At 54.1% G+C, this 13,143-nt stretch carries 12 protein-coding genes; 3 read left to right on the plus strand and 9 right to left on the minus strand.

Features of this window, described 5'->3' with window-relative positions; translation table 11 throughout:
- Position 1 precedes the first annotated feature (1 nt).
- Positions 2 to 646: a Smr/MutS family protein gene (locus tag IEW12_RS00730; RefSeq protein WP_188564091.1), complete on the plus strand. Its 645-nt coding sequence runs from the start codon at positions 2 to 4 to the stop codon at positions 644 to 646.
- Between the two features lie 17 nt (positions 647 to 663).
- On the opposite strand, the gene IEW12_RS00735 is transcribed toward IEW12_RS00730, so the two are convergent.
- The 3 genes from IEW12_RS00735 to IEW12_RS00745 form a co-directional block, all read right to left on the minus strand.
- On the minus strand, positions 664 to 1,815 hold the full coding sequence (locus IEW12_RS00735) for an ABC transporter substrate-binding protein (protein ID WP_188564092.1): 1,152 nt from the start codon (positions 1,813 to 1,815) through the stop codon (positions 664 to 666).
- Positions 1,816 to 2,015: 200 nt separating this feature from the next.
- Entirely contained in the window at positions 2,016 to 2,354 is a 339-nt protein-coding gene (locus tag IEW12_RS00740) for a P-II family nitrogen regulator (RefSeq protein WP_188564093.1), read from the minus strand.
- A 170-nt stretch (positions 2,355 to 2,524) separates the two neighbouring features.
- Positions 2,525 to 4,573 (minus strand): NAD(+) synthase, encoded by a 2,049-nt coding sequence (locus IEW12_RS00745; RefSeq protein ID WP_188564094.1) that lies wholly within the window; start codon positions 4,571 to 4,573, stop codon positions 2,525 to 2,527.
- A gap of 277 nt (positions 4,574 to 4,850) precedes the next feature.
- On the opposite strand from IEW12_RS00745, the gene IEW12_RS00750 reads away from it, so the two are divergent.
- Both IEW12_RS00750 and IEW12_RS00755 read left to right on the plus strand, forming a co-directional pair.
- A complete protein-coding gene (locus IEW12_RS00750) occupies positions 4,851 to 6,029 on the plus strand; it encodes a GNAT family N-acetyltransferase (RefSeq protein ID WP_188564095.1) in 1,179 nt (392 codons plus the stop codon).
- A gap of 152 nt (positions 6,030 to 6,181) precedes the next feature.
- Positions 6,182 to 7,240 carry a serine/threonine protein kinase gene (locus IEW12_RS00755; protein ID WP_188564096.1) on the plus strand — a complete coding sequence of 353 codons (1,059 nt, stop codon included), beginning with the start codon at positions 6,182 to 6,184 and terminating at the stop codon, positions 7,238 to 7,240.
- 85 nt (positions 7,241 to 7,325) lie between these two features.
- Here the strand turns inward: IEW12_RS00755 and ppa are convergent, their stop codons facing one another.
- The 6 genes from ppa to IEW12_RS00785 form a co-directional block, all read right to left on the minus strand.
- Positions 7,326 to 7,862: an inorganic diphosphatase gene (gene ppa / locus IEW12_RS00760; protein ID WP_188564097.1), complete on the minus strand. Its 537-nt coding sequence runs from the start codon at positions 7,860 to 7,862 to the stop codon at positions 7,326 to 7,328.
- Positions 7,863 to 8,010: 148 nt separating this feature from the next.
- Entirely contained in the window at positions 8,011 to 9,207 is a 1,197-nt protein-coding gene (locus IEW12_RS00765; protein ID WP_188564098.1) for a heme biosynthesis HemY N-terminal domain-containing protein, read from the minus strand.
- A gap of 2 nt (positions 9,208 to 9,209) precedes the next feature.
- Entirely contained in the window at positions 9,210 to 10,382 is a 1,173-nt protein-coding gene (locus IEW12_RS00770; RefSeq protein ID WP_188564099.1) for a uroporphyrinogen-III C-methyltransferase, read from the minus strand.
- Positions 10,379 to 11,170, minus strand: a complete 792-nt coding sequence (locus IEW12_RS00775; RefSeq protein WP_188564100.1) for a uroporphyrinogen-III synthase — start codon at positions 11,168 to 11,170, stop codon at positions 10,379 to 10,381. Before IEW12_RS00775 ends, IEW12_RS00770 begins: the two co-directional genes overlap by 4 nt.
- A 62-nt stretch (positions 11,171 to 11,232) precedes the next feature.
- Entirely contained in the window at positions 11,233 to 12,189 is a 957-nt protein-coding gene (gene hemC, locus IEW12_RS00780; RefSeq protein WP_188564101.1) for a hydroxymethylbilane synthase, read from the minus strand.
- A 132-nt stretch (positions 12,190 to 12,321) separates the two neighbouring features.
- Entirely contained in the window at positions 12,322 to 13,137 is an 816-nt protein-coding gene (locus IEW12_RS00785) for an alpha/beta fold hydrolase (protein WP_188564102.1), read from the minus strand.
- Positions 13,138 to 13,143: the final 6 nt, after the last annotated feature.

The raw sequence follows: 13,143 nt of genomic DNA on the forward strand, positions 1-13,143 counted from the left end.
CATGTCTTCGTTGAAGAACTTTGCTGACCTGAAGCATCTGGGTCAGCAGCTCAAGCAGCAGGAAGAAGTTCGCCTGCGTGAGCAGGCCGAACGGCTCAAACGCGAAAAGCAGGCGAAGATCGAGGCCGATATTTTCAGGCAAAGTATCGGCCAGGTTGAACCGCTAAAAACGGCACAAAAGCACGTTGCCGCCATTCCCCGTCCAGAACCTATCGCTTATCAGCATCTGGCGGATGAACGCGCGGCGCTGCACGAATCCCTGTCGGACGAATTCGATGCCGACTCCCTGCTCGATACCGACGGCAATCTCAGCTACACACGCCCAGGCGTGGGTGCCGACGTGGTCAGGAAGCTGCGTAAAGGAAGTTGGGTCATCCAGGCGCAGCTTGATCTGCATGGCTTGCGGCGTGATGAGGCCAGGGAAAGCCTGGGCGAGTTCCTGCGTAAATGCAATCGCAACGGTGTGCGTTGCGTGCGTATCATTCATGGCAAGGGATTGGGCTCCGTGAACAAGGAGCCGGTACTGAAGCAAAAAGTGAAGAACTGGCTGATACAGAAAGATGAAGTATTGGCTTTCAGCCAGGCCACCGCAGCCGATGGCGGCTCCGGTGCGCTGATCGTTCTGCTGAAGAGCAGCCTGCCCTGATCTCTACCGCCAGGTTCCTAGTTGCGGAACTTGGCATCCTTGGTAATCATCGTCATATCGACATACTTCGAGCCATTGTGATTGGTCGGTGAAAAACCGACATCGAATCCACCCACATCAAAGTTCGAAGGATTGATCGATTCCAGCGATGAAATCAGTTTCTCGCGCGTCAGGTTGCGGCCGGAGCGCTTAAGACCCTCGACAAATACCTTGGCTGCCAGAAAACCTTCCAGGCTGGAGAAATTCAGGTCTTTCACGCCGGCTTTTTGCATTACCTTGGTGTATTCGCTGACCACGGGAACTGCGCCATGCCAAGGGAAAGGCACTACCTGCGAAATCACGATGCCGGGGCCGTCATTGCCCAGCGCATCAGCCAGTGCCTGGCTACCGACGAAGGAGACGTTATAAAACTGGCCGGTGTAGCCGGATTTACGCATTTCCTTGATAAATGCAGCACAAGAAGCATAGGCACTGATCTGTATGATCACGTCCGGACGCTTAGGCAGCAATTTGCTCACCGCCTTGCCAACGTCCACGCTATTGCGCTCAACGGTGGCTGTATCCACCATCTGCACGTTCATTTTCTTCAGCGCGCGTTCTACGCCCGCCAGACCCGCTTTGCCATAGGCATCGTTCTGGTAGAAAACGGAGATGTTTTTCATGCCCGTGCGCACCAGGCGCTCTACCAGGTGTTCTGTCTCGTCGAAATAGCTGCCGCGGATATTGAATATCTGGCGGTTGAATGGCTCACGCAAGGACTGCGCACCGGTGAAAGGCGCAAAGAACGGTACCTTGGCCTGGGTAAAAATGGGTAGCGCCGCATTGCTGGTCGGCGTGCCTACATAGCCGAACAAGGCAAAGACTTCATCGCTGTCCACCAGCTTCTTGGTGTTGGCAGCGGCCAGATCCGCCTCGTACTTGTCATCCATGGTGCGGATTTCTATCTTGCGGCCGAATACGCCACCTTGTGAATTCACCTGGTCAAAGTACGCTTTGGCACCCGCATGCAACTGGATTCCCAACTGAGCAGCAGGACCTGAAAATGCGGCTGACTGGCCGAGGGTGATTTTTTGTTCGGTGACTCCAGGCTCAGACCACGCAGATGACATTGAGGCGACAGACAGAATTGCTGCCAAGACTGAAGAAAGATAAATACGACGATTCCACATGGGCTTACCTGTTTTGAATATTTGATGCTTGGGGTTGCTGATTGTTGTCGCAAACCGGCCCTGGTGTGCCTGGCCGGCTGCGTCAAGAGGCTGCGGAGGCCGCAGCACTAAAACTTGATGATCGGATTGCTTATTGATTACGTATTGATTGCTTATGCACTAGTCGCGGGCTTATACCGCATGCTTAAACCGCAAACCTGTTAGACAGCATCCTGGCCGGTTTCACCGGTACGTATGCGTACTACCTGTTCGACATTTTGCACAAAAATTTTGCCGTCACCGATTTTTCCAGTATGCGCAGCCTTGATGATGGCGTCGACCACGTGCTCGCAGATATTGTCGGCTACAACTACTTCCACCTTGATTTTAGGCAGGAAGTCGACCACATACTCAGCGCCACGATACAGCTCTGTATGACCCTTCTGGCGACCAAAGCCTTTTACTTCAGTAACGGTAAGGCCGGTGACGCCTACATCAGCCAGGGCTTCACGGACTTCATCGAGCTTAAACGGTTTGATAACAGCAGTAATTTGCTTCATGGTAACTCCTTTATTGATATTTTAACGTTCATTTGTCATTTTATCTCGATAAAAATCCATTTCATTAATGTTTTCTTAATATAAATGACCTCAATGACCGCTTTAATCTGAACTTAATTTGTCAAAATACAGTGTTTTCCTCTTTTCCGGCTGAATTGTCTCCAGTGGCATTAATCCGGAATGTTGGCGAGATCTTTTACCCATACGATGGATTCAGAGTCGCTAGGTGCCCGCCAGTCTCCGCGTGGCGACAAGGAGCCCCCCGTTCCCACTTTTGGTGAGTTCGGCACGCAAGAGCGCTTGAACTGGCTGTTCCCGAAAAATCGTTTTACGAAAATTCCCAGGTTGTTCTTAATTTCCGATAAGGTGTATTCATTACGGACGACATGCTCATCGTTAGGCCAGCGCCCTGCTTCCTTGTCCTTCCATGCCGAGAATGCGAGAAAGGCGACCTTGGAAGGGCTGAAACCATAGCGCAAGATGTAGTACAGATTAAAATCCTGCAACTCATACGGGCCGATGACGTCTTCGGTTTTTTGCTCCGGCTTGCCATTGGCTTTGCCTGGAACCAGTTCAGGGCTGATATCGGTATTCAGGATATTCAACAGTACGTCTGAACCGGAGTCGCCGACTACACCGGATTCGGCGACCCATCTGACCAAGTGTGAAATCAGGGTTTTGGGAACGCTGGCATTGACGTTGTAATGCGACATATGGTCACCCACGCCGTAGGTGCACCAGCCCAGGGCCAGCTCGCTCAAGTCTCCGGTGCCGATCACAATCGCGTGATTGAAGTTTGCCAGTCTGAACAGGTGGCTGGTCCTCTCCCCGGCCTGCACATTCTCAAACGTGATATCGAATTTTTCTTCGCCAGACGCATAGGGATGCCCCAGGTCCTTCAGCATTTGTATGCAGCTTGGGCGGATATCGATTTCTTCTGCGGAGCAACCGACGACCTGCATCAGTTGCTTGGCCTGGTTCAGCGTGCGTTCGCTGGTGGCAAATCCCGGCATCGTATAAGCCAGGATATTGGCGCGCGGAAGGTTCAGCCTGTCCATGGCTTTTGCGCACACCAGCAATGCGTGCGTGGAGTCTAGCCCCCCGGAGACGCCAATCACGAGCTTGGAGATGTTACTGGCCGACATGCGCTGCACCAGTGCCTGCACCTGGATGTTATATACCTCAGTACAACGTTCGTCACGCCGCCGGACGTCTGACGGCACATATGGAAAGCGCTCGACATTCCTTGCCAGCGGCAAGGGCTGATCCAGCGGCAGCGCCAAATAAAAGCGCACGACATCAAACTTGGCGACTTCATCTGCATGCCGACGCACCGACTGGCCAAAGGTCGTCTGCCGCATCCTTTCACGCGACAGCCTTTCCAGATCGATGTCGGCGTAGATGATATGGGAGTGATCCAGGAAACGCTCCGACTCCGCCAGCAGTTCGCCATTCTCATAAATCAATGCCTGGCCATCCCAGGCCATGTCGGTTGACGATTCGCCCTTGCCTGCCGACGTGTATAAATAGGCCGACAGGCAGCGCGCAGATTGCTGTCCAACTAGCTGATGGCGGTAGCCGGCCTTGCCTACCACGACGTTGGATGCCGAAAGATTGACCAGCACGCTGGCGCCGGCAAGTGCTGCAAAGGAGGACGGCGGTATCGGCACCCACACATCTTCGCAAATCTCTACGTGGAAGCGGAACAGCGGCAGGTCGGCGATTTCAAACAGCAAGGAGCTGCCAAACGGGACGAGCTCCCCAAGCAAGGAAATTTCTGTTACCAAGGCGCAGTCAGCGGCACTGAACTGGCGGGCTTCATAAAATTCGCCGTAATTGGGCAGATAGCTCTTCGGTACCACGCCCTGTATATGGCCGCCGGCAACGACGACGGCACAATTGAATAATTGATGTTCTATCCGTAGCGGCAGGCCGACTATCATGGCAATGGATAATTGCTCAGATGCCGCGACGATGGATTGCAGAGCCGTTTCGCAGGCATCCAGCAAGGCGCGCTGGTGAAAAAGATCATCGCAGGTGTAGGCTGACAGGCCTAGCTCAGGAAAGGCCACCAGAGCCGCACCCTGCTGTTGAGCCTGCTGCGCCAGCCTTATCGTCTCAGCGGCGTTGAAATCGGGATCTGCTATCCTGCAATTCGGAATCGCCACGGCGACGCGGGCGAAATCATGGGAATAAAGATTGCTAAATAATTTTTTCATCAAAATCTTCCGTACGTTACGGCTATATGTGCCGCTGTCCAATACTTAAATACTTACATTGCGCCCGGCATCCTGAAATTCCGGCATGGATGCTTGCAAGAGTTGCCTCAACCAGCGTTCTAATCCAACGCTCCAATAAGTTTTTTGCGTTTTTGCGTAAAATGAGCCTGGGCTTTATTTGTATCAAGAAGCCAGGATGTCAGCCTGAGTTTAACAAATGGCCGGAGCAGTCTCGCATCACCCGACGGTTTCCGGCGCCGGTATCACGTAAATTATAATGAATCTTACTTCGAATTCCGCTGCGGACCGCAATTCTGACCTGCCCCATTATCGCATGCGCATCCTTTCTTCCTTGTCCGAAATCGGGCAGGAGCAGTGGGACGGACTGCTGGCAACGCAGCAGGAAAGCAATCCCTTCCTGTCCTATGCATTTTTGCACGCGCTGCATGATTCTGGTTCCGCCAGTGCAAAGACGGGCTGGCGGCCGGTGTATCTGACACTATGGAACCAGGATCAGCTTGCCGCAGCGATGCCACTTTATGAGAAATCGCACTCTTATGGTGAATATGTGTTTGATTGGGCCTGGGCGGATGCCTACCAGCGGCATGGCCTGAACTACTATCCAAAGCTGCTTTCTGCAGTTCCGTTTACTCCGGTGAGCGGCGTGCGCTTGCTGGCCGTTGACCAAAGCGCCCGAGACTTGTTGTTGCAAGCTCTATGTACACTGCAGGAGTCCAGCGGAATATCTTCCACGCATGTGTTGTTTCCCACGGAGGCCGAAGCCGCACAGTTCAGCGCATCGGGATTTTTGTTGCGTACCGGCGTGCAGTTTCACTGGGTGAATCAGGGCTATCGGGATTTTGAACATTTCCTGGCTACGCTGGAGCAAAAGAAGCGTAAGAATATACGCGCTGAACGCCGCAAGGTGGCCGAGGCCGGTGTCGATTTTCGCCACGTGGCCGGGGCCGACATGACGGAGGCGGACTGGCATTTTTTCAAACGCTGCTATGACCATACCTATTCCGATCACTATTCGACGCCTTACCTGAATCGGGAGTTCTTCCTGAGCATAGGCAAGACTATGCCGGACAATATCCATCTGATTTTTGCACAAAAAAATGGCAAGCCCATTGCTTCTTCCTTGTTGATACATACGCAGGAAACAGTCTATGGCCGTTATTGGGGCGCGCTGGAGCATGTCCCCTGCCTGCATTTTGAAACAGCGTATTACCAGGCGATAGAGTTTTGCATTGCCAAAGGCATTCAGGTATTTGAAGGCGGAGCCCAGGGCGAGCACAAGATGGCCCGCGGTTTCCTGCCGCAGAAAACCTATTCGGCGCATTGGCTGGCGCATGAAGAGTTTGCCAATGCGGTTGCGGTCTTCCTGCAGCGGGAGGCTGGCGGCATGGAAGATTACATCAGTGAACTTAATGAGCGTGCCCCTTACCGGAAATAGCGATAAATCATCCTGGTTGTCGCCGGAAAAGCAAAGGAATAATCACGGATGTTGGGACAGTTATATCTGCTTACATTTTTCTTGGATGGCGCACTGCTTTGATGCACGGAAAAACTTGAAATTATCATCAAGGCAAGGCATCCTGTCACGATATGCAAAATACCACTCCGCCTACAATACCTACCTCCCCTGGCTTGACCAAGCGCCGGGTCGGCAGGTTTTACCTGACCAGCGAACTTGGCAAGGGCTCTAACGGCGCAGTGTTTCTTGGACACGATCCGGTGATCGACCGAGATGTCGCGATCAAGACGCTGAGCCTGACCAGCACACCCGGGCTTGCCGAAAAAAAACAGCGTGAACAGCAGTTTATCAATGAGGCGCGTGCCGCAGGCCGCCTTTCCCATCCGAATATCGTGACGATCTATGACGCCTCCAGTGAAGGCGGAACGACTTTTATTGCGATGGAGTTCCTGCAGGGGCAGGATTTACGTGAAGCACTGGCAAGCGGGCGCCGTTTTGAGAGCCTGGAGACGGCCAATATCGTCAGCAAGGTCGCCGGTGCGTTGGCCTATGCGCATGAAAATGGCGTGATTCATCGGGATATCAAGCCTGCCAATATTTTCATCCTGCCGAATAACCAGCCCAAGGTCGTGGATTTTGGTATCGCGCGGGCACCGAACCGCATCCTGTCCGACCAGGCTAATCCCGAGCAGACCCTTTTTAACAACAATATCCTCGGCACGCCTAACTATATGTCGCCAGAGCAGGCACTTGGACAGCAGGTTACTGCCGCGACGGATGTATATTCGCTGGGCGCGGTCATGTATGAAATGCTGACGCAGCAAAAGCCGTTTCAGGGACAGAATATTGATAAGTTGCTACAGCAGATCGCGCATAAAACGCCAAAATTTCCTTCCGAGCTGAGCTCGAACATACCGGTTGCGCTATCCAATATTGTCATGAAGGCGATGCAGAAAGACCCGGCGGATCGTTATGCCAGTGCTGCAGAAATGGGAGAGGCGCTGGATAAGTTTCTGGAGCGGGACAAGCGCCTGAAGAGAAAACGTGGCCGCCCATCTGACAGCCTTGCGACGGATATACAGGAGCAAGCACCGGAACGCGGCACCCTGTTCTGGCTGAGTTGTGCCGCAGTGGTTGTCGCTGTGCTGGCGGTGACGGCCAATTTTTGGTTAAAGATTGTCCCTCACTGAGCTTGCCCAAAAAGAGATCTGAAAAAAACAAAAAGGCACAATTTCTTGTGCCTTTCTTATTTCAGACTGCTGAGCCTATTGAGGCTTAAGCCGGAGTCTTTTTGTAGTTTTCTACGCCAGCCAGAATTTCATCCTTGGCTTCCTCAGGGCCGCCCCAGCCTTCGATTTTGACCCATTTGCCTTTTTCCAGATCTTTGTAGTGTTCAAAGAAATGCTGGATCTGGCGCAGGCGCAGTTCGTTCATGTCTTCCGGTTTTTGCCAGTGGGTATAGATAGGCAGGATTTTGTCGACAGGCACCGCCAATACTTTGGCGTCGTTGCCGGCTTCGTCAGTCATCTTCAGCACGCCGATAGGACGGCAGCGGACCACAACGCCTGGGATCAGCGGGAACGGTGTAATGACCAGCACGTCCACCGGATCGCCGTCGCCTGCTATGGTTTGCGGCACATAGCCGTAGTTGCACGGATAATGCATTGCTGTACCCATGAAACGATCAACGAAGATCGCGCCAGTTTCCTTGTCAACTTCATATTTGATCGGATCGGCATTCATAGGGATTTCAATAACGACATTGAAATCAACTGGCAGGTCGCGGCCGGCAGGAACGTTATTCAAGCTCATGTTGCTCTTTCAAAATGGAGAACGGAATTTAGTGGGCTAAATTATAGCCGTTTTCACTTGGGGATTGTGCATTGCAATAGGGGAAGACTTGCTTATTTCATCAGTTTTTACAGCGCATACTGATGAAATAAGCGGTTCTTGGAGGAGACTACAAAGTCGTTGCGACAGCGCACTGACGATAATGGAAGGCCGCTTCTTCTGCTTGTCCCAGCGCCTCATGCATCTGCGCCAGCTTCAAATTGGCCTCGCGCACGGTGCGAGGTTCCAATGCATCGGATAGTGCTTGCTCCATATGCCTTTGCGCTTTACCCCACAGTTTTTGCTTGAAGCACAGGACGCCCAGCGTCAGTGCCAACTCGGGGTCGGTAGGCCGGTTCTGCGCCCATTGTTCGCAATTCTCTATCTGGGCCAGCAAGGCGGCAGAGCCTTCCGAGGCCGCTGCGCCGCGATAGGCGCGCAACAAACGGGTATCCCATTCTTCAGCCAGTGCTTTTTCCACCACGCTGCGCGCTTCGTCATGCAGACCTCTGTCATTGAATGCGATTGCTGCACAATAGGCGACAAAAGCAATCTTGCGGTCGGCCGCCGGTATTTCATACCATACCCGGCGCACTGATTCTGCATCGTGCCCATGTTCTTTCAACATGTCTTCATAGGCCAATTCGCGCAGGCGGTTCGATAGTGCCGGATGCAATGCCTTATGCTTGTCCAGCGTGCGCACCAGTTTCAACACTTCCGGCCATCTTTTTGCCTGCTGGTTGGCTTTCAAGGCCCAGCGCAGTACTTGTATATGGCGAGTGCCGCTTGCGTTCAGTTCCTTGACGGCCTCCAGAGCCTGGTCGGATTTATGCTCGTCCACCAGCAATTCCGTCATGCTGACCAGCCGTGCGGTTTTATGCAGCGGATCATGTTCTATGCTGGCAAACCAGGAGTCGCGGCGTTCGAACTGGCTCATGTGATGCGCCGCGCGTGCGCCTATCAATGAGGCGACGCCGGCATTTTCGGGCAATTCGGTCGCACGCAATGCAGCTTTCTCGGCATGGCCGAAGCGGCCTTCAAACAATGACTTCAAGGCTTCTCTCAATGCCTTGTTGCCATCGCGCTCGCGCTTGTTTTGTCTGTATGCAGCGACCTTGCGCGGCATTTTTTGCGTGGTGACAATGGCCCGGATAAACAGGTAGGCCAGCACGAACAACACCAGCGCCAGGAACAGGAAGAAGTTGAGCGACAGGTCCAGCCTGTAAGGCGGATAAAACAGTACCACGTTGCCGGGGTTATAGCGCGTACCCATCGCCAATCCCACCGCCAGCGCAAAGATAATCAGAAGCCGAATAAATAAACGCATGCTTATGGCTTCACTTTGTAGTTGCGAACGGCATTCAGGCTGTCCGATAGCGTAGGCATTTCTATGGACAGGTTGCTGCTCTGTACCTGCCTCAGCAAGGCTTGCACCATCTGGGTTTGCTTTGCTCTGGTGTCAAAGTATTTGTTGATGGCATCCTGGGCCGCAATCATGTCGCTGCGGAAGGTGCTCTCATTGCGCGATAACAGCGCCAGGCGTGCATTCAGCAAGCGCAGCTTCAGGTTCTCGCGTGCAAAATAGCCTTGGCTGGGAGTCAGCAACAAGGCGTCCGGCGTTTCTACGTTGCGAACGCGCACCAGTTGCCTGACTTCGCCCAACATTTCAGTGTAAAAACTCTGCCACGCATCTTGCGCGCGCATGGACCAGGTATTTTCCGGGATGTCTTCCGGTGTTGGGTTTTTGGTGTTCTTGCTGCTTTTTGCATTAGGGTTGGACTTCGGCAGCACGCGCAGCGGCGCCTTCGGCGGCGTGGCGCTGACGACCGATTTTTCATCCGACCACAGCGGGATATGGTCTACCTGGGTGATGACACTGTCCAGACGCAGCGCAATGCCGGTCAAATCCAGCGCCGGCAAGGCTTTCAGCCTTTCAATATCCTTGGCAATTGCGCGCCGCATGACGATGAATTGCGGTTTATCCGATTTTGCCAGACGGCTATCGGCATTTTGTAGGGCAATCAGTGCACCCTGCACATTGCCTGCCAACTGCAATTGCTGGCTGGCAGTGGACAACACCTGTTCTATTTCCGCCAGAGCCCAGTCATCCCGGTTGCGGGACAGCTCCTGATACAGTTGTTCCAGCGCCAGTTGCTGGCTGGTGGCCTCCTGTTGCTTGCCTTCCAGTAGGATGACCTTGGCCTGGATTTCCTTGGTGCTTTCCTGCACGGTCTTGGCCAGTATCTTGGTTTCGCTGCTGGCTGTATCTGCACTTTGCAGGCGACGAGCGACCTCTTCGCGCAAACTGCTGATTTGCGAATGCGAATACCACCAGCTTGCGCCCAGCAATATGGCCAATACGCCTGATAAGGCATAGGCAGGCAGGATCAGCGGTGCTTTTGGGGTAGGCACGGAGTAAGCAGGAGGAACGGTCTGCTGGACGGGAATTTCTGTCGAATTGACCGTTGATACGGTGCCGGGGGGTGATTGCTGTTCAGTCATAGGCAAGATTGTAACGCGACAAGCAGGTTTTCGTCGCCTGAAGCTGTCAATGTAATTGATTGGAAGCCCAGGGACTGTGCGGTTTCTGCAATGCGGATATGGGGGACGATCAAATGCTGCTGTTGCATTTTTGCCACGGCGTCATCCCCGCGCTGCTCTTCGGCTAATTTTTTTGCCCATGCCAGCAGCGTGCGCAGGGCTTCAGAGCTGGTCACGATCCAGTCATTTTCTGTGGACAGCATTGATAATAAGCGTTGCTGGCGTGCTGCAGTAAACTTCGGAGCCACCCGGCGATAGGCCGCCACCTGGCTGACAGGTATGCCCTGCTCCCTGAGTGCATCCGCCAGCAGTTCGCGACCGCTTTCTCCCCGTATGATCAAGACCTTGCCCGCCTGCAGCGTTGGCAGATCCAGCACTTCGAGCAGGGTTTCCGAGTCGGTGCGCTCTGCATCAACGGGGCTGTATATCCTGGCATTGGTGTCGGTGAGGCCATGGACAGCCAATGCCGCCCTGCTGCCTGCGCCCATTACTCCTATGCTGGTGCCCGCCGGCCAGCTTTTGATGCGGGAAAAGACTGCATCGATGGCATTCGGGCTGACAAAGGCGACCAGCGCATATTGATCCAGCGTTACCAATACAGCATCCAGCGCACTACTGTCGGCCAGTGGATGTATTTCCAGCAAGGGAAACTCTTCCGCAATGCGGCCCATTGCTGCAATTTTCTGCGCTAGCGGCGCAGCCTGACTGGCCGGCCGTGTAATAACGACGGCTTTATCGCGCTTGTTCATGGTGGCCTTGCATTAATCCGGTGTCAGCTTGCTCGAAACGATTAACGATACACACTAAGCGTTCAATCGGCGGCCTCGGCAGCCTCTGCCTTGCAAGCGGCCAATATCCCATCAGCATCCTGGTTCGACAAGGCGGCCGCAACCTGCTCCCCTAATCCGAGCGGGTCATTGGCCGCGCCAGTGACCTCGGCTTTTGCAATGCGCTTGCCGTCCGGCGTTGCAACCATTGCGCGCAAATGCATCTGCCCTTGTTCTATCGTAGCGAATGCCGCCAGCGGAATCTGGCAACTGCCTCCGAAGGCTTTCGAGACGGTGCGCTCAGCGCTCACGGCCTGGTCCGTTGCTTCATGATTTAGCGGCGCCAGCCACGCCAGAAGTTCCGGCCTGCCGGCGGGAATTTCGATTGCCATCGCACCCTGCCCGGCAGCCGGCAAGCTTTGTTCTGGCTCCAGATAAGCGCGGATTCTTTCCGGGAGGCCCAGGCGTTTCAGGCCGGCAGCGGCAAGGATGATGGCCGCGTAGTCGCCCTGGTCCAGCTTCCTGAGACGCGTATCCAGATTGCCCCTTAAAGGCCGAATCACAAGCTTGGGATAGCGCGCCGCGATAAGTGCCTGCCTGCGCAGGCTACTGGTACCCACCACGGCTCCGTCCGGCAATTCATCCAGTCCGGAAAAGTCATTGGAAACAAAGGCGTCGCGCGGATCTTCGCGTTCCAGCACAGCGGCCAGCGCGAAGCCTTCCGGCAAGTCCATAGGAACGTCTTTCAGCGAGTGTACGGCCAGATCGGCACGCCCTTCCGCCATGGCCGTTTCCAGCTCTTTGACAAATAGGCCCTTGCCGCCCACTTTGGACAGCGCTTTATCCAGTATCTGGTCGCCGCGGGTGGTCATGCCAAGAATTTCGATATGGCATGCGGGATAAAGTGTAGCAAGTTTGTCCCTGACATGCTCTGCCTGCCACATGGCAAGGCGGCTTTCGCGGGAGGCGATAATTAATTTGTTTGGAGCGGATGCGTTCAAAACTGTCTCTCTGCTGATATGAAATGCGGCTGTTTTGCGCTTATTGCGCTCTATGGCAGCCAGTCAAAGCAGATTTTATCATGCGTGCAGAGGTGCAACGCGCCCAGGTGTATTGCAGCGAGAGGAATTGAATCAATAAGCCTTCCTGACCAGGGCGCTTTGCAAAAAATTATTGAGGCAATACTGGAAAGCATCTGCCTGTTCCAATGGAGCCCATTGGGCGGCGTTGGGCAAACTGATAAATTCCACCTTGTCCGCGCCGGTCAGGCCGAACGAATGTTCTTCTATTGCATGGCGCTGCGGATCGTCTTTGCCTGCGATAAATAGCGCGGGCACTTTGACCTTGCCAGGCCTTGGGGCCAGATCCATGCTTCGGATTGCCCGGCAGGCCCGGATAAAGCCCAGTTTGTCCGTGCTTTTGATCAAACGGCTGATGCGGGACATGGGCTCAGGGTGGCGTTTCCGGAAATCCGGTGTAAACCATGTTGTCAGGAAACCGTCCACAAGCCCTTCCATATCCTGTGCCTCAGCCGCCGCAATCCTGTCGTCCCATTGTTGCAGGTCATGCACGGATCCTGTCGTGCTGACCAGGGTCAGCGAGTTCAGTCTTTGCGGGTATTTCAAGGCGAACGATTGGCTGATCATGCCGCCTAGAGATATCCCTACTATATGCGCACTGCCAATATGCAGCGCATCCATGATTGCGAGCAGATCCCCGGCGAGTAAATCCACCGTGTAGCTGTCGGCGTTCATGGGAGCATAATTGCCGCTCTTCCCATGCCCCCGGATGTCGTAACGCAGGACCCTGAAACGTTTTGCCAGTTGTTTCGCATGGGACGTCCAGACTGTCATGTCTGTCGCCAGTGAATGGATCAGGACCAGCCACGGCCCGTGACCATCCACTGTGTAGTGCATCAGGTGGCCATTCAAGAACTTTTTGGTAGTCAAGCGCCG

This window comes from Parundibacterium terreum, from assembly GCF_014636315.1.
Lineage (GTDB): Bacteria > Pseudomonadota > Gammaproteobacteria > Burkholderiales > Burkholderiaceae_D > Undibacterium > Undibacterium terreum.

Bases quoted from the DNA above. Each gene is read 5' to 3' on its own strand.
- IEW12_RS00730 (WP_188564091.1), top strand. From the start codon at position 2: ATGTCTTCGTTGAAGAACTTTGCTGACCTGAAGCATCTGGGTCAGCAG.
- IEW12_RS00735 (WP_188564092.1), bottom strand. From the start codon at position 1,815: ATGTGGAATCGTCGTATTTATCTTTCTTCAGTCTTGGCAGCAATTCTG.
- IEW12_RS00740 (WP_188564093.1), bottom strand. From the start codon at position 2,354: ATGAAGCAAATTACTGCTGTTATCAAACCGTTTAAGCTCGATGAAGTC.
- IEW12_RS00745 (WP_188564094.1), bottom strand. From the start codon at position 4,573: ATGAAAAAATTATTTAGCAATCTTTATTCCCATGATTTCGCCCGCGTC.
- IEW12_RS00750 (WP_188564095.1), top strand. From the start codon at position 4,851: ATGAATCTTACTTCGAATTCCGCTGCGGACCGCAATTCTGACCTGCCC.
- IEW12_RS00755 (WP_188564096.1), top strand. From the start codon at position 6,182: ATGCAAAATACCACTCCGCCTACAATACCTACCTCCCCTGGCTTGACC.
- ppa (WP_188564097.1), bottom strand. From the start codon at position 7,862: ATGAGCTTGAATAACGTTCCTGCCGGCCGCGACCTGCCAGTTGATTTC.
- IEW12_RS00765 (WP_188564098.1), bottom strand. From the start codon at position 9,207: ATGCGTTTATTTATTCGGCTTCTGATTATCTTTGCGCTGGCGGTGGGA.
- IEW12_RS00770 (WP_188564099.1), bottom strand. From the start codon at position 10,382: ATGACTGAACAGCAATCACCCCCCGGCACCGTATCAACGGTCAATTCG.
- IEW12_RS00775 (WP_188564100.1), bottom strand. From the start codon at position 11,170: ATGAACAAGCGCGATAAAGCCGTCGTTATTACACGGCCGGCCAGTCAG.